We start from the raw sequence: 22798 nt of genomic DNA, 5'->3' as shown, positions 1-22798 counted from the left end.
CGATTTAGCACATCTCAACTCAAAGCACTTTTTCTGGTTGATGGATAGCTATCTAATCCAAGGTTGCAATCGTCTGCCGTCCTCTTAGTTGCCCGCCGATTCTCGATGCCAGAGCCTACGTACTGTCGGCTCAGGTAGGGCTAGTCGCTTGCGCACCTCTGCTTGGGTTAAACCTTGAGCTTTCATTTCCTGTACTGCGACCCACTTCTTTCTAGCTTCTACCATCGCTGGCGTCATTTTTGCGGGTGGTTCATCTGGTAGGAGCGTATCCGCTAAATCTAAGTTTTCGAGCTCAGCCAAGCAGTCTAGAAGAATTTGGCGTCCCGTCTGTTGCTTGTGTCCAGCGAGTGTCAGCGTGAACAACGTCAGTGGTTGAATACTTAGGGCGCAGGCGAGCTCGTAGCTCACGTCGACTGTAGCAGTGGTCAATGCACTCTCGAGCTGACTGACGTGGGATTGCACAACGGTTTTGGAGATCTCAACCTGAGAAAAACCACGTTGTGTGCGAAGCAGCTTGAGCGCTGCTGCGAAGGATTTACGCAGCGACATTTTCCATACCCGCAAAAGTAGACGGTATGCCGTGTTTGCCTAGCGTCACACAAATCTATATATTGATATGAGTGGCGCTTAGGTCGAGATGACATGCGAGTATTGCGCCGCAATCAATCTCTGCTGCTGTTGGTGGGCGTCGTCAATTCATGCAAATTTAGGGAGGAGTGGATGGGCAGTCTTATCGACGATGGGCTGTTGGGGGATGCTGGGACTGAATTGGAAGGCTGCAGACTCGCTATAGACGAGGCCCTTAATGTAGCCAGAAAGCGCTACAAATGGATGCCCCTATGCGCCGTCGAGGAGTGGATTGTCCTAGATGCCATCGTCACCGACGAAGAGCGAGCCAAAGTATCCGCCGCAGGCTGCCAACCAATGTTTATGTTTGCCCACAAGGTCGTGGATGACGAGCAGAGACGTTTTGAACCTGGCCACTGGGTCAGGTCGAGTATGGGCACTGCGTTCAACGACGGCTTTCTGTTCGAAACTCGGAATAGCGTCTATGTGCTGCTCGGGCCGGGTCATCGCAAATCAGCAACCATCAAAGAGATCTTCTCTCTATTTTGAATTAACCAACCGGGCTGCTTTGCGTCCGCAGAAAACTGAGGCACCTGATGTTCAGAACTGAAGACTCAGACGCTATTGGCGTTCCGGGATTGTTTGGCGAAGGCTTGATGCACTGGCAGGGCGTGTCACGGGTGCTCAGATCGCACTGGTATCACTTGACCGTTCGAATCAGCGAGCAGGGTCGAAGCACTGAGTTCACGCGAATGATCGAAGGTGAGCACAGACTGCAGCAAATGCTTGTGCAGCAAAATGCGGGGGAAGTGATAGTCGACGTGCAAGTGGTTACCCCGCCTTGGATGAATAACTGCGATGGCTGGCGCATGGATCGTGTCGTTAAGGTGACTGTCGGTGATGATAACGACTTTGAAGTCAGTCTGATGGAGGTGGACAGTGGAGCTATTTACCACAACTCACACCGCCCAGGTTTTCAAGTTCAGTTACTACAGAACTGCCGGCCAATTTTTCTTGAAACCATGATTCGATCAGCCTGAAATTTATCAAGAATCCCCCACGATACCAGCGCCTCTGGTTGCGTGTGAAATTCCTGATGACGCCATACGGACTCCCCATTGGAGCGCAAAGATGCTCGACACCATTGATGTAAATTTCCATGCTAAACGCCATACAGACTTCGACCTTTTGCGAATCATAAAAGCCCAAGAACAGGGCTTCGACATACCGGTAACTGCTTACCTTTGCGGCGTATCCATCAGGGCGCGCGCAGGCATCGGTGTTGTTTTTGGCCACAAGCGTAAAGACCAGTACGGTCGGTTTGGCGATGGCCACCTGATCAGGACTTCTGACGTGCTGAAGGTCGAACGTGAGGGGAGGTTTTGGGTGATGACTACGGAAAATAGCCGGTACGTGCTCGCAACCTTCCAACGTGACAACGGGCGCACGAGCCTGCGTGAATATTTGCGCCTTTCACGAGGACAGCACCATTCCGTACCACCGGTACTTCAGTAACGGTCTGCTTGTTTTTGCCGTGAGCGAAGCCTCCTGAAAAACCTAGAGGTTTTGTCATGATCGTTAGAGAAGGCGAAGTCATTTGCATCGCATCAGGTATCTTCGAAGGGTACGACAGGGCGGGCCCTTTTAAAGTTATGCGATAGTTTGATCTCGACGACTTTGTGGAAGAAATTACACCGCCCGTGACGGAGCCCTGGGAAATAGCCAGTCTGATGAGTGACATCCCACGAATATTTTTGGAACACGGCCTCATCACCAAAATGACCTGTAAGAATATCTATTTAGGCGTTTGGGGAGTTTGAAATCCGAAAGGAAAAAGACGATCTCTGAGATTGCTTGTTCGTTTCACCGACTTCGAATGCTTTCCCAGAATCATCAAACCGGTGAGGAGATAGCCATGAGCGAATGTATGGGCTTCCAACCTCACGACTATGGCCCTTCGGGCCGGCGCACTCCGCTTGCTGAGGACTGTGGTACTTACTCCTTTTCCTAAAGTTCTGGCCAACATCAACCGACAAAGGCTGCAGTGTTTTGGGAGTCTCAGGGATAGGTACCAAATGACATTTTTCTCTCGGTTATACCGCTATCGTCAGTCTGAATTTAGGAATGCCTGCGAAGATTATCTAACGGAGCTCTTGGCCGAATGGCTGCGGCTTGCTACTGAGGCCGGAATGCTCGGAGAGGTGCTAGAAGGCATTTTTGGATACTGCGAAGATTCAATCGGTGATAGCTCTACCTTGGCAACTGTTCGCTGGGACACGCAGCACATTATTGGGCCAGGTTACGGAGACGCGACCGGTAAGCGTCCAGACCTTGTAGGCTCTGGGAAGAATTTCTTCCTGATCATCGAGAACAAGGTCTCAGCTGGGTTCACTTCTTACGAGAGTGAGGAGACAGGAGAAGTAAAACATCAGCTCCCACTCTATCAAGCGTATCGAGATAGCAGGCCGGAGCGATACGGCGGGGTCGCTTTCATCACCTATACCACTGATCCACCCGCCTGCTGGTTCGGGCCTGTTAGCTATTGGAGCCGTGTATTCAACGTGATGCGCCGCTGCTATCGCAAAGGGAACCCTGGTAGTGCTTTTAATTATATTGGACTGAAAGTTACACAACACATGGAGGAAATTGGGATGGCCGGTACTCATTTCGAACTAAGCGACATCGTTGTGCTTCCAGCCTATGAGCGACTCCATCAGGGGATGACGCAGCTTGGAAGCATTGCAAAACGTGAATTATCCCAAAGCTTGGTGGCAATCAACAGCACGACTGATGGCTTCCCTTTACAGCATGCTCATCTAGGTGAACTGACCCCACCTACGTTTTTCGGAGCAGCCCTTAGCTACGAGGGACAAAAGGCCAGCGCTTCGTCACTCCTAGTCTGGGCTGGGGTTCTCTCTAAAACTTGTTACGACATCTCACCGGCTTCGGAAGGTTTGCCTGAGCTGAGCATAGGCTTCGGTGTTTGGGGGGACAGTATCGACTTCGTCGGCCCTGATGAAGCCCTGATCAGTCAACTAGAGCTTTCCATTCCCTCCGGCACTGATGGTAAGTGGGCATGGCATGTGGATACTCAAGCGTACAACGGCGCCCCAATTTACATCTTTTCCACCCGTCTCACGTTCATTGATATTTTCGGTATGACCAATGGAAAAGATTGGGATGAAACTGCTCAAATGTTCTTCAAGGTTCGATCCCAAGAACTACTCGGAGCGTTGAGCTCATCCCAACTGTCTGATGACGAATCGTTCATAGAACACCTGAACCGTTTGGTGAGCTGATCCAGAACGGCGTAGCCGATTCCATGCGTGTCAGATGCGTTACCCGGCTAGCGCTGGCATCGTTTGTATGCCAGCGCGTTTTGCTCAGAGCTCTGATTGAGGCTCAAACAATTATGAGCAGCATATAAGTCTTATTGACCTCTCCCGGTGGTTCGAAACCAGTCAGCATACAGAGTGTTTTCCACTGGGTGCCGATTCGAATCTGGTGCACCGTCGCCCTACCAAACTGGCCCACGCTCCCCTAGACTCACTTTGGCAGCCTGAACGCGATCCTTGGCATTCTTCATCTCGCTTGGATCACCTGACGCCTTGGCTGTTATCGCCAGAGCAGGATTGACCCAGTTACCGAAACTACACTGGCCCGGGCTCCTCGCTTGGGGGAGTGTTACCAGCGCTGGATTCTGTCGGTTGGTGTTGGGTCAGTACCGCATCGGTCAATGGGTCAATTCAGCGTCAGCGCCAACACCGCTGGCCTCATGGCGAGACCAGCGTAAGGTAGCTATCAACATGAATTGCCTAATCGCCAGCGCTCCCCGTTCATTTCTGGCTTTCGAGCCAGGCAGGGTCAGTGCTGCCTCTACCTTGCCGCGACTCGCTTCGTACATTGCAAATGCGTTGAACTCAGAATCAAGCAGCACCAAGAGCACAGTATCGAAGGGTTGTCGTAGATCGATTGCACCCATACGTCCCGTAATCTTTTGCCGGTTCAGGATATAGCGACCCTTGATCTGGATTCTCGCGACACCATCTTCCAGCGCCTCTGTAGCGTCGTAACCTGCCTGCCTTGCAGGATGTAGTAACAGGCCGAGCCTAGCAGCAGCTTCGTACTCTGCGACCTCGCCGGTCACGCCCAGCGGCTTGCCGGTCAGGCGATAGAATCTACGCGCGAGCACCTTGGCCTCTTTCAAAATCTCTAGGATTTCATCCTGGATCAATGCAGCCTGGTGAGGTTCCTGGCCATTACTGAGTTCAGTCATCTGCAAATGCCTCGAGCGCAGCGAGCAGCTTGGCTAGCTCAGTCAGGTTGGCTGCAGTCACGATGTCATATTCTCCTCGACTACTCAGCCGATATACCTCTCGAGCCTTTTTCACCCGTTCCAGTAGAGGAACAACAATGCCTGACGCTCTTTCAAGAAATTCGTTAATGTCTGCCCGTGTTTGAGGGATCTTGTAGCCTTTGGCCGCGCTTGTGATGATGACGTCCGCATCCCGAAGCTTGGCAATGCCACTGGAACGAATTCTCTGGCCGTTGACCTCTCCCAGTCCGCTGTCTTTTAGATGGGCCATGATCTCCGTAGTCAGCACGTAATCCTTGGTGACGAATTCGCTTTGAAATCTTAAGAACCGCAGGATACTCAATTGCAGGCGCTCATCTTCATCAGGGTGTTCGCCAGCCCGCTCGCTAAAACGATCAGCCTGGCGGAGAGCTTCTTGGTGTACCTGGTAGTCTGCATACCCAGACTCATCCTTCGGCGGTGGCAGAAGAGACTGGTACTTGGATGGCCACTCAAGCATTCCAAGAGTCAGGCTGCGTAGGATCTTTTTGTAGGCAAGAACTGCTTCTTCCGATGCTTTCTCTTCGTAGATCTGAGCGACTGAGCCAGCAAAAAAATCTGCAACCTGAACCAAAACGTTGTCCTTACTGGCCATCGTCCGGAAGGCATCCTTATCGCCAAATAGGTCGTCCACGAATCGTTCTGCAACGTAGCTTTTGAGGCTCTCCTGAAATTCCTGGCCACCATGCTCGTCTACGATCATCTGGAGGTCAGGGTATGCGCGGAACAAACGTTCATAGAGCAACCCGTTCACGTATTTTATGAACGAGGTCTTGATACGGAGACCGCCGTCTTCGTGAATTCGGGACTTATCAACGACGGTGAAATAGAGCTTGAATGGCAGCTCGGCGAGCTCATTTAGGATCCGAGCACGGCGATCTGAATCCTTGGGCTTCAGATTGCTGGATTTGATCTCGCCCGTTTGAAAATGACGCATGCGGAGTGCTTCAGCTTGGGCATAAGCAGCCTCCAGGTCTTTCTCTGCCACCAGAATGGAGCACACGATGAAGAAGCCCGAGCTTCCTCCCTTTGACGTATCAAGGTCGGAGTTCCCGGACTCATCCACGAAGGCATATGTTCTGTCCATGAGCTTGCTCCATCAACAACGTGCTGAGCGCAGTGGGGTCGCCCAATGGCAAGGTGGCGAACTCAGTTCGTCGCAGTGGTAGTGCCTGGAGCGGGGCCTTCGCTGAACGTGTAGTTGATGACCACGTCATTTCGGATCAAGACGTCGAGCGTTTTCTGAGTGCCCGTAGTTGTCACCTTCATGGTGACCACGTAGCTTTGGGCATGGGCTGAGCCATTGGTGTAGGTGTAGATCCACTTCTCGTCAGTCTCGCTGACTGCGCTCTTGGCGTAGGGCTCACCAAACAGCGACTTCAACTCAGCAGTCGTGGTTTTGCCTTTGGTGATGCTCGCTACACTAGCTGACGGAAAGTCTCGGCCTGCGGTGTAGTGGGACGTAGCGCAACCGCCAAGTACGACACAGATCCCCATTACTGCGATGAGCTTTTTCATATCCTTCCTTGATCGTAGAAAGCTCCAAATCTAGCTGGCATCGAGGCTAAAAGCCATTGCAAGCTTGATCCCTGTGCTTGCTCTCGCTGATAGGGCGCGCTACACACATAGAAACTGTGCTCATGCCCAAGGTGAACAGAGGACGATCCCGAGGTTTGGAGCTCGAATCGCGGGAGGGATGTATTTTCGCGTAGGGCGATGTTCTCGGTCAGCAGCCGACTGATCGTCGTTCTTGGGGAATCCTGCAACGCCTGTTTACCGCCATTAGCTGCCATAGGATGAAACGTTGTGAGCCCTGTATTTCTTGGCTTGTAGGCGAGTTGATACTGCGGTTTGCGTGTAGTAACTACACCTAGAGGCAGACCGCAGACTTTAGTTTGCCGTTCTGGGTCGAGTACCCAGTCGAGATTTTCGGCGGGCTCCTGTAAAAGATCAGTTCTGATTGAGGGGATAGAAAATCATGGCGAAGAACGATGTGTTAACCGGATTGGCGGCATTGTCCACAAAAGTGAAGGGCGAACGGCAACGATTAATAGATCGTCTGAAAACGTTCGATAAAAAGCTATTAGATTCTTCGGGTGGCCTTGGCTGCTGCGGCTCTAGCAAGTCATTAACGCTTGATCATTGGGAGATAGAAGATATTGCCGTAAGCGGTGGTACCACCGGCTGGTTGTTCTTCAATGGCGAGAGACTGATTGTAAGAGTCGAGCGGTTTGCAGACGGCTGGCCCGAACCTGAATGGAATGAATGCGAGCTAGCAGAAATCAAGCCTGAATGGCTGCTCTTGCTGAGTACACCGGAAATCTTAGAATCGCTAGTAGCAGATATCACAAGGAGTTTGGAAGAAGAGCACATCACTATCAGCACCACCAATGCATGGTTAACCGAGTTTGTCTCAGCAGAAAAAGCGGCCATTGACTCAGACATTGAAAAACAGCTCGAGCACCATCCCACTTTGCTTGAGTCATGGCAGAAGGCTCAGAAGGCTGTAGAGGTCGATCCAGAAGACTCCATCGCTCGCAGCAGCTCTCACGGAGAAACAGTCCTGAAAGCGTGCCTCAAGCAGCTTAGGGATACTGGATATGAAGCACTGACCATGCAAAGTCTCATTTCTCGTACCGCAAAAAAACTGCATGAAGCCGGCACGCTGAATGAAGGAGCTAAGCAATCACTTATAGGGATCGGAACTATTTTCCACGGGGTCGGGACTCTCAGGAACTCCAGCAGCACCGCCCATGGCAAAAACGATGGTTACACGCCGCCAGGCTCTGATGTTGCACAGCTTATCAATCACCTCTCAGGGGCTTGCTCTGCGTTTGTACTTAAGCAGACGGAGTCGATTTTGAAGGGCAAGCAGGAACCGGAATAAAAGAAGCCCGCTCACGGTGGGCGGAGGTTTTACAAGCTGTGTAAGCTTGGAAAGCTGCATGTGCCTGACAGAGTGATTTTCGATCTTGAATGAACACAGGGCTCTGCGCCACATAACAATGGCAGGTGCTACAGCGGCACCAGAGGACACAAGCGCCTTTAGAGTGCGCGTTACATGGTCTAGGTCACAGGAGCGGCACGAGAACTCTCCCGAATGCCCGGCTTATGTAGATTCAGTTATCGATGTTGATGGATGGCAACTGCAGCGTTGCTAAGCCTTTCCATGAGTAGCGCTTATCAGATTTCATTAAGAACGGACATCGCTTAAATCAACCGGCAGTTTTGACACCCGGCATACCTGAGACCGCCCAGGTAGCGACTGGTACCGTGGGAGTCATATGGTGGAATTATTCGCCCCGAGGAGTTGGACACCATTCGGGTGGCCTGACATAAATTAAGGACAAAATATGTTCAGAAAATCTCAGATCATTACCATCCCAGTCCTGATCTCATCGGTACTTCTGCTCACCGGGTGCCCGCCACCGGCGTCTTTCACCCAATGGAAACGCGCTTCTACCTCTGTAGAGGACGTTAAAGCCGCAATGGCAGAATGTGGTGACCCTGTGGCAGGGCCATTAAACCGTTTCCCAATAAACGAAGAAATAATTCATTTTCAGTGTATGCAGCGTCTCGGTTTTACCCGTAAAGACGGCTTTGAATACTGTGAAATAATGGAGAATATGCCAGCCTGCGTCGAAAAAAGGCAGGGTCGCCCGCTCAGTTTGTCGCAGCTCGAAGCGTTGCCGTTTGTAGAAGATGAAGCATTTCATCCAATCAAGCCTAATTCTGGTCGGGATGAACGTATGCAGGTCTCATGGCGTAAAGCGGGAGCATCACGCCATTTCGAATTCGAGGTAGCCAATGATAGTGAAGCCCTGCCAGTGATGTATGCGTGCGGTTATGCGAAACCACTTGGGTCGAATCTGGACGTCGCCAGCATCGGGCGCACTGCAGAAGTGCAACGCTGCATGATTGATCATGGCTTTGAGCCCAAAAACAAAATTATGCTGGTTTGCCAGACTTACCCACAAGTGACGGGCTGTTCGTCGACAACGCCGCCGAGTTGACTCAGATAGAGAGCAGAGCGAATAGGGGCTTGCTCATGAGAGATACGGGATCTCCTAAGCGCACGACGTCTTACCTCATGAGCCCAGCTACGTTTTCTACATAGATTTGACCGATACCAATTCCACGTACTTGTACTTTTTCTTGGCAGCCTTCACAGCCTCCTGCTCAGCAAGCAACGAGCTCAGCGTATCGGCCTCGTGAATCAACTCGATCATTTTCCCCTCAAACTCGTTTCCAACCCGAAGCGTGACCCTCAGCCTGGGCGTAAATGCTTTCGCCACTTTCTTCTTGGTTGCTGGAGCGAGCACCTGCTTCGCGAGCACAACCTCTTCCACAGGCTCCTTTATTAGAGGAGTGGGCACCTGCTCTTCGGGCTGAGCCGCACCGAACAGGGCACGACGCATTTCTTCTTCGGTTAAATCAGAGTTCATAGAACATCTCAAAGTGGGCGGTAATCAGCTCGACGAATTCTACTAGGATGGCGGCTCCAGCGTGTCCTCTGGGAGCATGTATGGCCACTGTGAATTCGGGCTACGTGGTCACAACATGTCAACGTGGTAGTGGGCTTGATAGCGATAAAAATGATGCAACGTAAGCTAGGCTATTGAGGGCTTAAGGGTTCATCGCAATGGTTGGCTGGCTTCGTCTTCGACAACTGAGTGAACTGCTCCAATGCGTTTTGGAAGTCCTCTAATGCAAAGCTTACCGGCTTGCTCTCGGCGATCCATTTTGTCGAGATTTGAATCGCCCCGGGTTTCGTAGACACCTCCATGCCTTAAAATGAGGCCAATCAGGAGGTGCCATGAGCAATCCGCGTTATCCCGAAGAATTCAAAATCCAAGCAGTCAATCAAGTGACCGAAAAGAAGCTGCCTGTCGCTGAGGTAGCGGCCCGTCTCGGCGTGTCGACGCATAGCCTCTATGCTTGGATAAAGCGCTACAGCAAACCTCAAGAAGAACGGCAGCAGGATGATGATCAGCACGCTGAGCTACGTCGTCTGCGAGCGGAACTCAAGCGCGTCACTGAAGAGCGAGACATATTAAAAAAGGCCGCCGCGTACTTTGCCAAGGAGTGCGGCTGAAGTACGCCTTTATCAAGCAGCGCGCGGGCGACTATTCGATTCGACGGCTTTGCCTGACCCTGAAAGTCCATCCCAGCGGTTATTACGCCTGGCTGTCTGAGCCGCAATCTGTACGCGCCAAAGACGACCAGCGGCTGCTGGGTTTGATCAAGCATTCCTGGCTGGAGAGCGGCGTCGTTTATGGCTATCGCAAAATCCACGACGATCTGCGCGAGGTCGGTGAGGATTGTGGTCGTCATCGTGTGGCGAGGCTGATGCGTCTTGAAGGTCTACGTTCTCAGACAGGTTATCGACGCCGCCCTGGAAAGTACGGCGGTAAGCCAGCGGTCGTCTCACCCAATTTGCTGAAGCGCCAGTTCGATGTTGTGGAACCCAACAAGGTTTGGGTAACCGACATCACGTACATTCGTACGTATGAAGGCTGGTTGTATTTGGCGGTGGTACTGGATCTGTTTTCTCGGCAGGTCGTTGGCTGGTCAATGAAGTCGCAGATGACCAGTGATTTGGCTATTGATGCGTTGTTGATGGCGGTTTGGAGGCGTAAACCGAAGCAAGAGGTGATGGTTCATTCCGACCAAGGCAGCCAGTACAGCAGCTCCGATTGGCGCAGCTTTTTGAAGGCAAACAATTTGGTTGCCAGCATGAGTCGCCGAGGCAACTGTCATGACAACGCCGTGGCCGAGAGCTTTTTCCAGCTTCTGAAACGGGAACGGATCAAGCGAAAAATCTACACCACGCGGGAAGATGCTCGGAGTGATGTGTTTGATTACATCGAGATGTTCTACAACGTAAAACGCCGCCATGGTTTCAACAATCAGCTGTCACCGGTAGAGTTTGAAAAGCGTTACGCAATGAGCTTGCAAGGTGTCTAGAGAATCCGGGGCGATTCAATTCCAACCTCCAGTTTGTCCGAAATACTTCGACCGAAGCGCCGCCAGTGTACGGTGTTAGCATCGATTACCTGCTCTGCGACCAAGACGATGCAGTCAAAATTCATGTCATCGCTACAGACCAGTAACGGCACGATTGTAGAGCTTCCATCTTCGGCTGGGATTATGCGACGGTTCGCAAGAGCGTCTTCGTCTTCGTCGATAAGCCAGATCAGAGAAAGACCAAGGCTTGCGACGTCCGACCATTCAAGATGAGTGGACAGCCATTGCTCAATTCCAATGCCGTCAATCATTAACCATGCGCAAGCGCTCCTGGCGAATCCAGGTCGGTGGTAGGCGGCGCTGATAGCTTGGTGCATGGCGAAGTCCTTTAAAGCCGTGCGGCTGTGTCACAGAGAATGATGATACTCCAGTGATATCACCCTACGCGTCAGATCACTACTCTCGGACGCTTGAAGGGCAGCCTATATTGCACCTGGACGGACGGGCAGATTTCAACCTTGGTACAACGATGAGGACGAGGTCGGATTGTGAGCATCTTTTCCCGTCGGGCTTCCCTGACAAGCTGCTCCTCCGATTGTAATCAGTTACGATCCTGACGACTCATCAACAATCGAGATCGTGTCATGCAAGATGGCTGCTGGCCCTTCCATCTCTTCGGTGCCAATTTTGCCACTGAATCCGAGGCGAAGAAATTTGTGTTTGAGCAGTGGGAGCCAGAGCCCCCTGAAAGCGTAAGCGAAGCCGAGTACATTTCGTGGGAAGACCGCAATCCAACCTGGCGTCTAGCGGAGGAGCTGGGGTTCTCTATGGATTCAGATTTCGTTGAGCTTGCCGGCACCCCACAAGACGTCATAGCGCAAATCCGCAGTCAGTCCGAGAGAGTGTTGGTCAGCTCTAGGGTAGGAGAGTTCACGCATTTTATAATGGTGGGTTCGAATGCCATCTGGGGTGACCGTCGTTCGACTTCTACCCAAGTAGAGCCGCTGGTGCGCTTGCCGGAGAGCACTGCAACCATCACATATCTCGGCCTGTTCAACTGAGCTGACGGCCTCATAGGTTAGGCCCGTTTTTGACCAGGCGCAGGCACTGGACTAAGGCTAAAATTGTCCTCATTTGGGGCGGATGACGATTCAACCAGACGTGAAATTATGACCAGACAGCTTGTCTACCAACGAATACGAAATCGAATTGTCGAGCTACTTGAGTGGCTGATCGAGTGCGAGAATGAGCCACCTCGGTGTGGTATGAATGAGTTAATCAATTCATGGGAAGATTGGGTGCCAACTCCGTCGCCAAAAGGATACTTCGTCGATCAGGGGTTCACTCCAATGCAGAGCGTTTTTTTGGTAAATGTAAGCGCAGCCATCGAGGATTTTTGCGAAGCAACACCTGAACTCATAGAGAACGACGCTGCGGCAATTGCGCTCCCTCAATGGCGCCTTGTCATCGCTGCTGCCAAGCCGACGCTATCTGCGATGAAAGCGAGTACCAAAATGTCGGAGGAGAGTGACGACAGGCTCGAGCGTTGAGTTGCTGGCTCTTTAAGCAAGGTATTGCGTACGATTTTGCCAGGGTGCAGCAATCGGTCAGAAATAGGTAAGCGTCCAATCAAGTCATCTACCGATCCAGTTATCAGCACGAGGATGACTGCTTTTCGCCCATGCCGTAAGGTTCGCTACCAAAATCGCCACAGCCTTCCAGTGGTGGTAATACAGCAAGGAGAGCGAACAATGAACACCTTCAAATCATCAGTTCAAAACGTATCTGCGGCCATAGGCCTCATCGCAGCAGTGACAGTCGGCGGATGCGTCATGATCCCTTACGACACGCCGGAATCAAAAGCCCAAATCCAGCGCGATCTGAAAATTGCACCATCGGATATTCAAGCCGTATCGGAAACTAACTGGTGCTTGTTCCCATATGGAAGCGAAGGCAGCTGCAGGGCCACTCAAGGCCTGGGAGTGTTGACCAGCAAAGGCCTGATCCTCAGCCTCTACAACAACCACACCTACACTGAAACCGCACGCATCCTCCCAGAACAAGTGCAGTGCGTGAAGACACTTGGTGGTCGCACTGGAGTCGAACCGTTCGTTGTATTCACCAAAGACCGAGCGATCATGCTCGCCGTCATTACGCCGGGTGGGCAAATGAATGTGCCTGTGAAAGTCAGTTTCTTTGATTATCTGACGAAGCCAGGGCAGCACGTCTTCACTGGGACGGATGGCGGATATGTGCGCAAGTCGGGTCGAAAGCAAACCGTAGGCGGAATGGTGTCAGGCACTGCCATCCCGTGGCATACAACACTCGACGTAACCGAGGTTTTTAACCCTTGCCCGCAGGTTACAGATTAACGAGGACTGGCGCGTTCCATCGCAAGCGGTGCGCGCATGCCGAAGCCCGTAGGTGTGAAGGATGAATGCCCGAAGGGCCGAGCCCCCCCGGCGGCTCGGCTCGCGAAAGCCGCCCTTGAAGAGGCTGGTTTCGAATGCCATCTGGGGCGACCGACGTTCGACCACTACCGATGTAGAGCCGCTGGTGCGCTTACCGGAGAGCACCGCAACCATGTCATATCTCGGTCTGTTCAACTCAATTTGACTGCTCGAAAGGGCATGTCTGCGTTTGCATACGACTGCGCGCTTTCGAACCGAAGCGGTCATCCGGCGAACCATAAGGCCTCCGGCTAAAGGATTTTGATGCCGTCACCCCCCTGTCGCAAAACTTGCATCAGTTGCCCAACAACGAGGGCTTCAACGGCACCTTCACTGGCATCCGCCTCAAAAGCAGCGCAGCAAGCCGATGCGTCGCCGTCGCAGATGCGGTAGACAGCAATGACGCTGCCTGGCCCGCAGCCTGTGTGCCCGGATAGAGAATACCCACCGTCAATCGAACCGTGCATCAAGCCGAGGCCGTAGCCCGGGGTGACCCATGGGCGCCCGGGAATCGGGCCGCCTAGTGTTCGTGCTGTCTGCATTTCCTTGAGCAAGCCCGCGCAGAGGAGATCTGCGCAGAGAAGTCGATCCAGAAAGAGCGCTGCTTGCGAAATCGGGCCGATCAACAAGCCATGGTAAACCCATGCGGGGTCATAATTTGAGGCGCGTCCAAGAGGGGACGTTTGTAAGTCGGCTCGTGTTTTAGCAAAGCGAACGTTCGAGATGCCCAGAGGGGAAAGAGCACGTTGAATCACCGCATCATCAAGCGCCAGATCAGTCAGCCGTTCAATTAGCCTGCCGATGAGTAAATAGCCGACATTCGAGTAACGCCAGCCGGTTCCGCAGGTGTATCGAAGTCGAGTACCGTCAAGGCGCCGCATCATTTCATCTGCCGTCCATGCTGGCTCACCGTTAGTAACGGCGGTGTGATACTCCGCAAGTTCTCCGTAATCAGCCAAGCCGGCCTCGTGCCGCAGTAGCTGGCGTAACGTGAAAGGGTGATCGGGAATGGGGTCGTCCAATCCGATCAGTCCGTCACGCACCAACGATAGGGCCGTCGCAGCCAAGACCGTTTTCGTGAAACTCCACCAGGGGGCGATCAGTTCCAATCGGTCTGGCGTTTGTGGCTGACCATTTGACAAGAGTGAAATGAGCATTGGCTTCCCTGGAATGTTGAGCGAATCGACAGCTCGACAAGATATCTCAATTACTCTTCTTCGCCGGGGTGACGTCAGCCGTTTGTGCTGTGCTGAACGACTGCTTCTGGCCGATTGCAGCCCTTCGCGACAGGCAGTTGTCGATCCCAAAGGCACACCGGAGCAGGTTATCTACCAGCTGTGTGTTTGGAGGTGTGTATTGTTGAATTTGCCGTTACCCTTCTGGGACATCACGCAATAAGGGCTATGCACATGAATGTCGGAATGGCTAATGCGATTGAGGCCGCAGAAAGCGAGTATTTGTGTGCCCGCGTCGAGAGTTTGTCTCGGATAAGTGGAAACCCTTTTGGTGCTCGTGTGTTTTTCAACGAAGCTTTTCCATGCTTTCAGGTGAAGGCATCACCTAGCCCGATGCTCAATCGCATCTACGGCGATAGTACCGACAGACCCAAGTCACTATTGAGCTTGCTCAAGGAATCAGCAGAGTATTCGACAGTAACGCCTCTTATCGGAAAGGCCTCGACTTTGGAACAGTACACTTTGGTGGGTGAGAAGCGGCTGGAGCGTCTGAGGGGGTGGACGCATCTGCAACTCGCGTGCACCATCGAAAATGTGGTCTTGAATCACCACTCATTCGAAATCGAAGAAGCCACCTCACAAACGCTTCTTGAGTTCGCAGCCGTGCATGCGAGTGGATTTCATACCAAGCCAGAGTATCTTCAGTTGAGCCAGGCTTCGTTCGCAGGACTGATGTCAAATGAACGTCTGAAAATGTACGTCCTTAAAGCTGATGGAAAGGTCGTGGCAGGAGCGTTGATGTACCTGGCCTGCAATGGAGTTGCCTACCTTGGGACGGCTGCCACCCGAAAAAATGCACGAGGCCAGGGCTACCATGGAGCCCTGATATCTCATCGGATAGAGCAAGCAAAAAAACACGGCAGTCTTGTGATCGCCGCAACCGCGCTTCCCAGCTCGCAAAGTCGCCGAAATTTGCAGCGTACAGGGCTAGCGACATCCCACGCTCAAGCGCTATATCGCCTGGTAGATAGCTGAAGTCTGCTCTTGGCCGATTGCAGGCTGTCATGAAGAGCTACTGCTGGCCGATTGCTGCCTGTCGTGAGGAGCAGCAAGCGACCCAAAGCGGACATTTGACAGAAATGTAAGCGGTAACGAATTTTTCACTGTGGCTCCAATTCTGACCATAAACAACTGCGCCCAATGCCGGCCATTAACGTACCGTAGTCTTCAAAATTACTGGCACTCACCTCATCCTGGCTCGTCCACGTTGCTTCACACTCTTCGCACACCCACAGCAAAATATTTGTGGAGCGCACCCGCATTGCTCGAACGTAACCTTGGCTGCACCTTTGGCACTCAATCAGCATACAAATAATCTCTGACAGGACTTAGATGTAGTCTAATCCTATCGGCTGCTTTTGGCCGATTTCTGCCTGTCGTAGCGGGCAGTAATCGGCCAGAACCGGATGTTTAAAGCTGGGGCAATGAACTCGTCGAATTTCTTCCCGCTTTAAGAGTTTGCCGACGCGCTCTTACACACTCTGGGCTGGCAAGTAGAGTTAGGAAATCAACTCGTCCCTTTTTATAAAGTAGGTGCAAATGGTGGCTCCCTTCGTTCTCCAGGACTTTGATGTTGGATGGGTCGCCACCGACGCCGTCGGGCAGGTTGCGCTCTTCACTACGGGGGGGCCGGGGCCGGTTCCTAATTCCGCAATGCCCTCCGTCGAAAACTCCGAAGAATTTGTCCTTTCATTGCCGGAGGTGTCCGATGTAGATCGGGTCACTGCCAGGGCTGGCGTAAACGCTTTCGTTGAATTTGCCAAACGTGGGTTCTTCGCGTACGACTGGTCAGACGTTCATCGCGATTCACGCCAGGCCTTGAGGAGGTATGAGCTGCAATGCCGCCCACTGAATCCACTGACACTTTTCGATTTGCCTGCCCCTTTACGGGCATTAGCTGAGGCTACTCGGCTATCTGATGTAACCTTCGGAGCACCCATCATAGTGATAGGTGATCAGGTTTCTTAGCCTTCATTCGGCGATTCGGAGCCGCTTTTTTGGGCCGGAAGCTTTCAGTTGCGTACCGCAGCTCCCGGCCAATAGCTGCGCTTCGCGATTGACGACTTTCGACCCATGGCGGACGTTCAGCAACCTTTCGGCTAAGTACGTACGGTCAAAACGGCACAATCAGTTGTAGCCCTAGCGCCCGCTTCAAGCCGAACGCTTAGACTAAAACAACAGCCCTGACCTCTTTAGCTTGTTGAAGGACAAAGCTGGCACCTGCACTTTGCAGGATCTTAATCAACGTACGAGGAGGCGTGAGGTGCGCGACAAGCAGATTTGGGAACTGACAGAAAACGATCTGCACGATGTTGGGGTATGGTGCTTTCCGATGGACGAGTCCGTTGAAGATGAATGCACAGTCCGACCTTGTGTTGAGGAAGTAGGCTTGGCGATGATCGTGCGAGCCGAATTTTGCGATGCCGATGGCACTCGCTATCTGGGGTATGTGCACTGGAGTCTGGTTGAACATATTGGCCATCGACAACCCACTCTGTTCCTCAATGACGGCACAGCTGTCTCGTTCTGGGGAGGAATTGTTAAACCCTCCTGGGATGAAGCCTCAAATGAAGCGAAACGGATTTCTTTCCCTATCACATTTAAGTCTGAACCATTGCTCGGGCTTACGCCGATGGTTGGCTTCCTAGATGGGATGTATTACTTAGACAGCAATGACCAGATTTCTTGCCTTTCGATAGGTTAAAGGTGAGGACAATAGCTACCCTAATCTGACTTACACCAGTGCTTGAAAGCGGCAAAAAAGCCAGAGCGAGTCGACCGGTTCTGGCCGATAACAGCCAGACATAGGATTTAGCCCCATGATTTTACCTGCCAACAATCCTGCGTGCTCTATGACGGCAAGACTGAGACCGCGTTTTGTCCTCGGCGCAATGAGCCAAGAGCTCGGTCAGCGCAATGTCTACAGGAAAACCATCCTCCAACCATTTAAGCGCCAGTCCCGACCAATATTCGGAATGCGACGTCAAGGCTGTGATCACCAGCGGCTGCAACGCAATGTCGGCAGGTAGCGTATATTTTTTGCTAAGAGCACTTGCCGCATCTGGCAAATCGAGTGCAGCCGTTTCGAAAGGTTTCTCAAGCAACGGTAATAGCCAGACATAGCTCAATTCTTCGTTCATCTTCTCCCCCGATTAATGGTCGTTTTTTGCCCTAGCACTAAGAGGAGGAATCAACCCAGCGGAGAACAGTCAGCACCAATGGCGTCAGTATCCGGGTGCGCCAAAAACAGATTTTCTAGAAGGCTCAAGGTTTATTTTCCTTGGGTTTGTGAGTCCAGGCGTCCAAGGCCGTAGTAATTCATGAATTCGCGCATAGTCGGTGAAAGTGTCTCTTGCGAAGCAATCTGCCAGAATTTTCTTTCCCCGAGAACCGGCTCAAACCGCTTGATGAGTTCTTGCGCCGTATTGTGATGGCCAGCACGCAGCCAGTGCCTGAACATGTATTCGTTTTTCTGCCTAGGTAGCTGTGCCGCTTGGAGCAGTCTGAGTGAGTGCCGAAAGTTCAGTGGCCACAGTTGCTTTAAAAAATCGAGTCTCTCAGCGATTGGAAGGCCCACTAACCATTGCCTCACATCCTTATCCACCTGAGCATTACCAGATCGCAATGCCACCTGCTCGGGTGTGAAACGAGAGTCGTCCATGGTGTCCAAGGCCTAAAAACATAAGGGAAGGTCACATTCTGTCGTATGCATAGGAATAACGGGCAGCTTATTTTTACTCCTCTTGTCTGCTATTGGCCGGTAGTCACCGGCAGATATCGACCCATTGCGACCATTCGCAGGAGCCACCAGAATCGGGGGACTTCTGGTGGTGAGGTGACGCATGGTGAGGATTGAAGTATCAGAAGAAGCCGACTGGACGCTTTTCGAGGACGTGGCCCGGGTGCTTGAGCAAGGGCTGGGAGGTTGCTGGAAAGAGAGGCTCAATGGCCAAGACCAGCGCTACTGGGATCTGTTGGTAGATGAACACACGCTCACCCTACACCTTGAACACTATTTAGGCATTTCAGTGGACATTCCCGATGGCGCAGATGACATCGCTCGAAGAGTATGTGCGTTGCTCAAGCAGCCTCTTTGCGGGTAAGCCCGCTCCAACAAAGATCACATCTGATCTAGACGGCTGCAGTGGGTCGATTTCTGCCTGTAGCCACCGTCAGCTTTTGGCCGATTACTGCCGTTCGTGACGGGCAGCTATCGGCCAGAAGCGGTCAGTCATTTGTCCAAATTGCGGCAGTGAAACTGGGATAATTACACCTGTTTTCTAAGAACGCATACCCATCCAGATTACCGCTTCAGTCCATGCAGTCACCATCGGTGTCAGTACCCTGAACCAGGGATCGCGCACATCAATCTGCGCTGCTGAGTGGTCATGATGTTGCTGCTCCTCCTCCACAATCGACGTAATGGCAGCCACCGCGTGGAGATCGATAACAGCCAGCACATCAAGTTGATGAGCCAGGTGCTTGAGCACCACACTTTCAACCGCGACGGTAGTAGCGACAATGGCTTTGCGGCCACAGATGCCAGTAACCAGACCCAACGCCAGACCGCCGATGCCACACAACCAATAGCTACGGCAGCGGGGATAATTGCGACGTTGCAGCTCCTCCAGAAAAACCGTCCGATGGCGGCGCTCGTGGGAGAGGAACTCCTTGAGTTCGTTCACCATGCCCGGGACGAAAAGCCGGGCCATAAACAACTGTCCACTGTAGATACAGATCGCACCATGCTCGCCCGCATGGTCGACCTTCATCATGCGGTTGCCGAGGTCTTCGCCCTTAGCCGTGTAGTTTGGTGAGTTCACATTGAGATTTCTTGTTCGAGGGGCTTGGTCATCGGGCCTATCCTTGCTCTTGAGCCGGCATCGTGCTGTAACGCCAAGCAGATAAGCAAGTGGGACTTCACAGGGCGCCCCCTCACCATCGTCGATTTGGCCGATCTTTAAGCAGCTGACAGACCGCTTTGGGGCGGAAGCAGTCAGTCGCATGTACCTATAAATACTTGGGCCAATTCACCCTAAAGAGTTCAATGCCGACTCCCTCAATACCGTGCGACGCCTTTATGGCTTCATTGCGCCGACTCACAGGCCTTCAACGGCTCCTTCGGGTGCAATGCACAGATGTCGAAACCGTCACGCCGGGTATAGCCCGCACGCTTCATACATACAAATCGCTGGGCCATCTCTTGGAAGCTGGCATTAGGATCGATGCCGGAGCCATTTTTCTCACCGCAAGCTAGCATGGACGCCAAGACATCATTCCTGCTCGCTCCCGGCTTCTCCCATAAGTCAGCATCAGCCGTAGGGGGCTGAAAAGGCTCGCTGAAACATGCGGTGACGAGGGGGCAAATCAACAGCGCAAATGCTACATTTTTGAGCCACATGATCAATCTCCTTATTTTCTGGTGCTGACGGGCATCAGCGCGGGCTCGCCTTCCGGCTAATAATCTTGCACAGGCTCGTGTATCACTTTCATAACAGCTGTGCATAGTCGTGACACCGATGAAGATGTTACCCAACTCCTTTAACAAGCTACTGCCCTCAGGTAGCACGCTGAATCGTCCAAAATTTCGTAGGGACGACTGACCGCTTTTGGCCGATAGCTGTCAGTCGTTCCATAGGCAGCACGCCGTCGTGAACTGTGCCGGAATGCGTCTGAAGCCAGTGCTTTTCTTCCGTGCTGTGCTGATTATTGAGCTGGCAGTATTGGACAGGGGAGGGTGGGTTAAGGTTTATCCAAGCGCGGCCATCTGCATGTAAAACCAGGCGGGTCAGTCATGGGATTCCCCTTGTCTGTTCGTACTTGCGCCTTCAATTGTCCGACGTTGATCCGGGGCGTACTTTCCACCATTGGCGCGGTTGAGCTGCAGACGCTTGGAACGACCCGCTATGCCTGTATGTCTACCTGTGTCTACTCACGGATAAGGTACAGTGCAATGGATAAGACAATCACCGTCGATCAACTGGCGACCACTGACCTGAGATCAATCAACGAGATATGGCTCGGCGGGACTCATACCCAGCTATGCCTATGGCGTGGCGAACAGGTCTTCACCCACGAGATGATGAGCGAGGGCACCCACGATCAGAATGTCAGACGTCTTTGCGTGAAGGTGGTCAACCTTGGCGATCACGCTGCTGTGGCCAACGTTGAGTTGATGGTGCGCGAACGGCTGGAAAAGATGGGGAAGGAAGGCGAGTTTTATCCGGCTGAGGAGACGGACACTCATCGATAGCACCCAGCAGCTCTGGTAAAAAAATAGGGTCTCGGCTAGTCGTGAGTGCCTCAGTACGCCATTTGAGCATGTGTTGCGATTTCCGCTTTATGGGCAAATTGCACTAGCTCTGTGATTTGGCGCTCCTGCACTGTTCGTTCCACCAGATGACAAGTTCAGCATGTTGCTCGTGAGTGATCCATGCAAAATTTGTTTTGTCCGCCGGGTCGCCCCCAAAGACTAAGGGCTTCGTATACCACTTGATCTTGCCAGCGAAACGCTCGTCCGGCTCAAGGGAAATCTGCTGGGGAAGGGCAAACGGCGCGGCATAGGACGCATTGAGTGGCAGCGTCGGAATGGTAAACATTACTCCGGAAGAGTTGATGACGATAAAGTCGTCCCACCCTCTTAGACCTAATAGCGTGTACCCCGGAAGATGATGATCAAATCCGTAGGCCTTCATGGCAGCTAAGCTCTCATCCTCCGTGAAGATGATGAAATAGTCGTCGTTTTGCCAACCTTCGTTCATGAGGGGGTGACTCATTTTTGGCAGATAGGGAGGTACTCGGTGTGCTATCAGCGTCTCGTGGCCGACAGAGAGCAACGGTTGCTTACAGTCGGATGATTGTCTGATCACATAAGGGCTGCATTGTTTTGGTACAGGCGCAAATCACTGGGAGCGTAGACGTTGCCATTCATTCCAGCAGTCCTCCGCGACGATGTCTGGATAACCACGATCTTCTTCCACTCCCAAGGCTGCGCTAAAAGGCAAAGCGATGCAGGTGGATCTGTCTCGGATTTCACACACCTCAATCTCGGTAAGCGGCTGGCCCTTTTTATCCTCGGCGGCTTGCAGCACTGCCGCCAGAGCCGGCACAAAGACTAGACATAATGGATCTGTAGTCATCAGTTTCTTCCCTGAGTCGATTAGAAATTGCATGGTAGGCCAGTTTCGGACATCAACATTACCTCGAAGTGCGAACGTCAAAGTTAGCGTAGCGCGCTGCTATGTGGTGGCAGGAAGACTTATTGTCGCTTGGCGGCAGACCTTCAATGATGATCCTGAAACGCTTAGGATTACTCACTCAATTCAGTACCAAAATGGAGAAGGCCACGGTTTATGGATATCGAATTTCGCGGTAACGGCAAGCGTGATAATCCGTCTGTAGGTACATGCGATGAGTACGGCGTGAGCGGGATTACCAGCTTTGACGATCTGACCGAAGCTCGTCGTAAGATTGCTGAGGCGCATCCAGGCTTTAAACCTCTGTTCTCGCTCGATGATCTGCACCAAGCCCGCTACACCTCGGGACATGTGCGCAATAATTTAGGGATGGACGATGCATCGGAGCAGGACATAGCGGGCTTGCCTCCAGAGTGCTTTGAGAATGGTGAATACATAGGCTATCCGACTACGAAAGAGGAGTTCGCAATCTGTCTTCGCAATTTCATGACCCTGGTTGCAGCCACGTCTTTCGAGGATGCTTGTACTCATGGTTTGACGCTAGATCAGCAGGCCCTCCAGGAGTGGATCGGTTACCAGAACAACCCTATCTCTCTTCTAGAGCAGCCTCTTTCAGCGCTCCTGGTACCCGTTCAGCAGTCCTGCCAGGCACTCGCGGCTTTTCCGAATGGCTATTTCACTTCGGATCTGGATCCCGCGAAAAACTTTGCCGTTGCGCGTCATTTTTCAGAAGCGCATGGCTATGAGTTGATGGGCGTAGGTGCTTCTTACATCGGCTTCATTCGTGCTGAACCGCCTGATACATCATTTGCTAACGTCGTAGCCAAAGACTTCTGTGCGCTCTATAACACTAGCGATGAAAACCTACAGGGACGTGTTTCCAAAGTTGCGCAGGCGATCTCCGGTCGGACGCATCTTTGGCTCCGTTACGTGGAGTGAGCTTCGTCGCATCCAAAGTCCGGCTGAATAGTTAACAAAGCTTGTGAGAGGTCTGGAGCTTTTTGCCGCCTCGTAGGAGGGCAGTATCCA

28 protein-coding genes are annotated in these 22798 nt (G+C 52.4%); 15 read left to right on the top strand and 13 right to left on the bottom strand.

All coding sequences use genetic code 11. The annotated features are described in order from the left end of the window. Positions 1–84: 84 nt before the first annotated feature. A complete protein-coding gene (locus V3W40_RS07220; RefSeq protein ID WP_330214746.1) occupies positions 85–549 on the bottom strand; it encodes a helix-turn-helix domain-containing protein in 465 nt (154 codons plus the stop codon). A 93-nt stretch (positions 550–642) separates the two neighbouring features. Between V3W40_RS07220 and V3W40_RS07215 the strand changes: the two genes are divergently transcribed. The 4 genes from V3W40_RS07215 (at position 643) to V3W40_RS07200 (ending at position 3866) form a co-directional block, all read left to right on the top strand. Beyond that, on the top strand, positions 643–1116 hold the full coding sequence (locus V3W40_RS07215) for a DUF6957 family protein (RefSeq protein ID WP_330214745.1): 474 nt from the start codon (positions 643–645) through the stop codon (positions 1114–1116). Between the two features lie 47 nt (positions 1117–1163). Continuing rightward, complete coding sequence (locus V3W40_RS07210; RefSeq protein ID WP_099489887.1) at positions 1164–1607, top strand: hypothetical protein; 444 nt, start codon at positions 1164–1166, stop codon at positions 1605–1607. A gap of 91 nt (positions 1608–1698) precedes the next feature. Then, positions 1699–2082, top strand: a complete 384-nt coding sequence (locus tag V3W40_RS07205; protein ID WP_330214744.1) for a hypothetical protein — start codon at positions 1699–1701, stop codon at positions 2080–2082. 560 nt (positions 2083–2642) lie between these two features. Continuing rightward, positions 2643–3866, top strand: coding sequence for a hypothetical protein (locus V3W40_RS07200; RefSeq protein ID WP_330214743.1), 1224 nt, complete (start codon positions 2643–2645; stop codon positions 3864–3866). 434 nt (positions 3867–4300) lie between these two features. On the opposite strand, the gene V3W40_RS07195 is transcribed toward V3W40_RS07200, so the two are convergent. From V3W40_RS07195 to V3W40_RS07185, 3 genes are all read right to left on the bottom strand, one after another. Then, positions 4301–4843, bottom strand: coding sequence for a hypothetical protein (locus V3W40_RS07195; protein WP_330214742.1), 543 nt, complete (start codon positions 4841–4843; stop codon positions 4301–4303). Continuing rightward, positions 4836–6008, bottom strand: a complete 1173-nt coding sequence (locus V3W40_RS07190) for a DUF3800 domain-containing protein (protein ID WP_330214741.1) — start codon at positions 6006–6008, stop codon at positions 4836–4838. The genes V3W40_RS07195 and V3W40_RS07190 overlap by 8 nt, the downstream gene beginning before the upstream one ends. A 62-nt stretch (positions 6009–6070) precedes the next feature. Further along, positions 6071–6439, bottom strand: coding sequence for a hypothetical protein (locus V3W40_RS07185; RefSeq protein WP_056789514.1), 369 nt, complete (start codon positions 6437–6439; stop codon positions 6071–6073). A 460-nt stretch (positions 6440–6899) separates the two neighbouring features. Here V3W40_RS07185 and V3W40_RS07180 point away from each other — a divergent pair, with 460 nt between their 5' ends. Further along, positions 6900–7808, top strand: a complete 909-nt coding sequence (locus V3W40_RS07180; protein ID WP_056789510.1) for an abortive infection family protein — start codon at positions 6900–6902, stop codon at positions 7806–7808. Positions 7809–8274: 466 nt separating this feature from the next. Next, positions 8275–8934, top strand: a complete 660-nt coding sequence (locus V3W40_RS07175) for a hypothetical protein (RefSeq protein WP_330214740.1) — start codon at positions 8275–8277, stop codon at positions 8932–8934. A gap of 96 nt (positions 8935–9030) precedes the next feature. On the opposite strand, the gene V3W40_RS07170 is transcribed toward V3W40_RS07175, so the two are convergent. Then, positions 9031–9366 (bottom strand): hypothetical protein, encoded by a 336-nt coding sequence (locus V3W40_RS07170; RefSeq protein WP_330214739.1) that lies wholly within the window; start codon positions 9364–9366, stop codon positions 9031–9033. Between the two features lie 371 nt (positions 9367–9737). On the opposite strand from V3W40_RS07170, the gene V3W40_RS07165 reads away from it, so the two are divergent. Beyond that, positions 9738–10888, top strand: a protein-coding gene (locus V3W40_RS07165) for an IS3 family transposase (RefSeq protein ID WP_330214738.1) whose coding sequence is annotated in 2 segments (ribosomal slippage) — positions 9738–9981 and positions 9981–10888 — 1152 coding nt in all. Because the reading frame shifts where the segments join, the coding sequence is not laid out codon by codon here. Here the strand turns inward: V3W40_RS07165 and V3W40_RS07160 are convergent. After that, a complete protein-coding gene (locus V3W40_RS07160; protein ID WP_330214737.1) occupies positions 10885–11265 on the bottom strand; it encodes a hypothetical protein in 381 nt (126 codons plus the stop codon). The two genes, V3W40_RS07165 and V3W40_RS07160, sit on opposite strands and share 4 nt — an antisense overlap. 267 nt (positions 11266–11532) lie before the next feature. On the opposite strand from V3W40_RS07160, the gene V3W40_RS07155 reads away from it, so the two are divergent. The 3 genes from V3W40_RS07155 (at position 11533) to V3W40_RS07145 (ending at position 13260) form a co-directional block, all read left to right on the top strand. After that, positions 11533–11949, top strand: coding sequence for a hypothetical protein (locus V3W40_RS07155; protein ID WP_003191464.1), 417 nt, complete (start codon positions 11533–11535; stop codon positions 11947–11949). Positions 11950–12153: 204 nt separating this feature from the next. Beyond that, positions 12154–12438, top strand: a complete 285-nt coding sequence (locus V3W40_RS07150) for a hypothetical protein (protein ID WP_003191463.1) — start codon at positions 12154–12156, stop codon at positions 12436–12438. Positions 12439–12639: 201 nt separating this feature from the next. Beyond that, the gene (locus tag V3W40_RS07145; RefSeq protein ID WP_330214736.1) at positions 12640–13260 is read left to right on the top strand and encodes a hypothetical protein; all 621 of its coding nucleotides are present in this window, start codon (positions 12640–12642) and stop codon (positions 13258–13260) included. A 329-nt stretch (positions 13261–13589) separates the two neighbouring features. On the opposite strand, the gene V3W40_RS07140 is transcribed toward V3W40_RS07145, so the two are convergent. Further along, the gene (locus V3W40_RS07140; RefSeq protein WP_236446448.1) at positions 13590–14495 is read right to left on the bottom strand and encodes a serine hydrolase domain-containing protein; all 906 of its coding nucleotides are present in this window, start codon (positions 14493–14495) and stop codon (positions 13590–13592) included. Positions 14496–14747: 252 nt separating this feature from the next. On the opposite strand from V3W40_RS07140, the gene V3W40_RS07135 reads away from it, so the two are divergent. Together V3W40_RS07135 and V3W40_RS07130 are read left to right on the top strand one after the other, a co-directional pair. Then, positions 14748–15548 (top strand): GNAT family N-acetyltransferase, encoded by an 801-nt coding sequence (locus V3W40_RS07135; RefSeq protein ID WP_032900661.1) that lies wholly within the window; start codon positions 14748–14750, stop codon positions 15546–15548. A gap of 1288 nt (positions 15549–16836) precedes the next feature. Next, a complete protein-coding gene (locus tag V3W40_RS07130) occupies positions 16837–17277 on the top strand; it encodes a hypothetical protein (RefSeq protein ID WP_147469625.1) in 441 nt (146 codons plus the stop codon). A 121-nt stretch (positions 17278–17398) separates the two neighbouring features. On the opposite strand, the gene V3W40_RS07125 is transcribed toward V3W40_RS07130, so the two are convergent. After that, the gene (locus V3W40_RS07125) at positions 17399–17713 is read right to left on the bottom strand and encodes a hypothetical protein (protein WP_122753675.1); all 315 of its coding nucleotides are present in this window, start codon (positions 17711–17713) and stop codon (positions 17399–17401) included. 131 nt (positions 17714–17844) lie between these two features. Beyond that, entirely contained in the window at positions 17845–18234 is a 390-nt protein-coding gene (locus tag V3W40_RS07120) for a hypothetical protein (protein ID WP_122680920.1), read from the bottom strand. Positions 18235–18415: 181 nt separating this feature from the next. Here V3W40_RS07120 and V3W40_RS07115 point away from each other — a divergent pair, with 181 nt between their 5' ends. Further along, positions 18416–18676, top strand: a complete 261-nt coding sequence (locus V3W40_RS07115) for a DUF3630 family protein (RefSeq protein ID WP_064053293.1) — start codon at positions 18416–18418, stop codon at positions 18674–18676. 177 nt (positions 18677–18853) lie between these two features. On the opposite strand, the gene V3W40_RS07110 is transcribed toward V3W40_RS07115, so the two are convergent. Then, positions 18854–19396, bottom strand: coding sequence for a demethoxyubiquinone hydroxylase family protein (locus V3W40_RS07110; protein WP_330214735.1), 543 nt, complete (start codon positions 19394–19396; stop codon positions 18854–18856). Between the two features lie 263 nt (positions 19397–19659). Continuing rightward, complete coding sequence (locus tag V3W40_RS07105) at positions 19660–19974, bottom strand: hypothetical protein (RefSeq protein ID WP_017530066.1); 315 nt, start codon at positions 19972–19974, stop codon at positions 19660–19662. Positions 19975–20526: 552 nt separating this feature from the next. Between V3W40_RS07105 and V3W40_RS07100 the strand changes: the two genes are divergently transcribed. After that, the gene (locus V3W40_RS07100; RefSeq protein ID WP_068933373.1) at positions 20527–20826 is read left to right on the top strand and encodes a hypothetical protein; all 300 of its coding nucleotides are present in this window, start codon (positions 20527–20529) and stop codon (positions 20824–20826) included. A gap of 103 nt (positions 20827–20929) precedes the next feature. Here the strand turns inward: V3W40_RS07100 and V3W40_RS07095 are convergent, their stop codons facing one another. Then, positions 20930–21334: a hypothetical protein gene (locus tag V3W40_RS07095; protein WP_330214734.1), complete on the bottom strand. Its 405-nt coding sequence runs from the start codon at positions 21332–21334 to the stop codon at positions 20930–20932. A gap of 141 nt (positions 21335–21475) precedes the next feature. Next, positions 21476–21712 (bottom strand): hypothetical protein, encoded by a 237-nt coding sequence (locus tag V3W40_RS07090; protein ID WP_330214733.1) that lies wholly within the window; start codon positions 21710–21712, stop codon positions 21476–21478. A 213-nt stretch (positions 21713–21925) separates the two neighbouring features. On the opposite strand from V3W40_RS07090, the gene V3W40_RS07085 reads away from it, so the two are divergent. Next, positions 21926–22708: a DUF4253 domain-containing protein gene (locus tag V3W40_RS07085; protein WP_330214732.1), complete on the top strand. Its 783-nt coding sequence runs from the start codon at positions 21926–21928 to the stop codon at positions 22706–22708. The last annotated feature ends 90 nt before the right edge of the window (positions 22709–22798 follow it).

The sequence above is a fragment of the Pseudomonas sp. AM8 genome, assembly GCF_036346475.1.
Classification (GTDB): domain Bacteria; phylum Pseudomonadota; class Gammaproteobacteria; order Pseudomonadales; family Pseudomonadaceae; genus Aquipseudomonas; species Aquipseudomonas marginalis.
This window is presented reverse-complemented; position numbering and strand designations above follow the sequence as displayed.

Coding starts and splice junctions, on each gene's coding strand:
- V3W40_RS07220 (WP_330214746.1), bottom strand. CDS start 549: ATGTCGCTGCGTAAATCCTTCGCAGCAGCGCTCAAGCTGCTTCGCACA.
- V3W40_RS07215 (WP_330214745.1), top strand. CDS start 643: ATGCGAGTATTGCGCCGCAATCAATCTCTGCTGCTGTTGGTGGGCGTC.
- V3W40_RS07210 (WP_099489887.1), top strand. CDS start 1,164: ATGTTCAGAACTGAAGACTCAGACGCTATTGGCGTTCCGGGATTGTTT.
- V3W40_RS07205 (WP_330214744.1), top strand. CDS start 1,699: ATGCTCGACACCATTGATGTAAATTTCCATGCTAAACGCCATACAGAC.
- V3W40_RS07200 (WP_330214743.1), top strand. CDS start 2,643: ATGACATTTTTCTCTCGGTTATACCGCTATCGTCAGTCTGAATTTAGG.
- V3W40_RS07195 (WP_330214742.1), bottom strand. CDS start 4,843: ATGACTGAACTCAGTAATGGCCAGGAACCTCACCAGGCTGCATTGATC.
- V3W40_RS07190 (WP_330214741.1), bottom strand. CDS start 6,008: ATGGACAGAACATATGCCTTCGTGGATGAGTCCGGGAACTCCGACCTT.
- V3W40_RS07185 (WP_056789514.1), bottom strand. CDS start 6,439: ATGAAAAAGCTCATCGCAGTAATGGGGATCTGTGTCGTACTTGGCGGT.
- V3W40_RS07180 (WP_056789510.1), top strand. CDS start 6,900: ATGGCGAAGAACGATGTGTTAACCGGATTGGCGGCATTGTCCACAAAA.
- V3W40_RS07175 (WP_330214740.1), top strand. CDS start 8,275: ATGTTCAGAAAATCTCAGATCATTACCATCCCAGTCCTGATCTCATCG.
- V3W40_RS07170 (WP_330214739.1), bottom strand. CDS start 9,366: ATGAACTCTGATTTAACCGAAGAAGAAATGCGTCGTGCCCTGTTCGGT.
- V3W40_RS07160 (WP_330214737.1), bottom strand. CDS start 11,265: ATGCACCAAGCTATCAGCGCCGCCTACCACCGACCTGGATTCGCCAGG.
- V3W40_RS07155 (WP_003191464.1), top strand. CDS start 11,533: ATGCAAGATGGCTGCTGGCCCTTCCATCTCTTCGGTGCCAATTTTGCC.
- V3W40_RS07150 (WP_003191463.1), top strand. CDS start 12,154: ATGAATGAGTTAATCAATTCATGGGAAGATTGGGTGCCAACTCCGTCG.
- V3W40_RS07145 (WP_330214736.1), top strand. CDS start 12,640: ATGAACACCTTCAAATCATCAGTTCAAAACGTATCTGCGGCCATAGGC.
- V3W40_RS07140 (WP_236446448.1), bottom strand. CDS start 14,495: ATGCTCATTTCACTCTTGTCAAATGGTCAGCCACAAACGCCAGACCGA.
- V3W40_RS07135 (WP_032900661.1), top strand. CDS start 14,748: ATGAATGTCGGAATGGCTAATGCGATTGAGGCCGCAGAAAGCGAGTAT.
- V3W40_RS07125 (WP_122753675.1), bottom strand. CDS start 17,713: ATGAACGAAGAATTGAGCTATGTCTGGCTATTACCGTTGCTTGAGAAA.
- V3W40_RS07120 (WP_122680920.1), bottom strand. CDS start 18,234: ATGGACGACTCTCGTTTCACACCCGAGCAGGTGGCATTGCGATCTGGT.
- V3W40_RS07115 (WP_064053293.1), top strand. CDS start 18,416: ATGGTGAGGATTGAAGTATCAGAAGAAGCCGACTGGACGCTTTTCGAG.
- V3W40_RS07105 (WP_017530066.1), bottom strand. CDS start 19,974: ATGTGGCTCAAAAATGTAGCATTTGCGCTGTTGATTTGCCCCCTCGTC.
- V3W40_RS07100 (WP_068933373.1), top strand. CDS start 20,527: ATGGATAAGACAATCACCGTCGATCAACTGGCGACCACTGACCTGAGA.
- V3W40_RS07095 (WP_330214734.1), bottom strand. CDS start 21,334: ATGAACGAAGGTTGGCAAAACGACGACTATTTCATCATCTTCACGGAG.
- V3W40_RS07090 (WP_330214733.1), bottom strand. CDS start 21,712: ATGACTACAGATCCATTATGTCTAGTCTTTGTGCCGGCTCTGGCGGCA.
- V3W40_RS07085 (WP_330214732.1), top strand. CDS start 21,926: ATGGATATCGAATTTCGCGGTAACGGCAAGCGTGATAATCCGTCTGTA.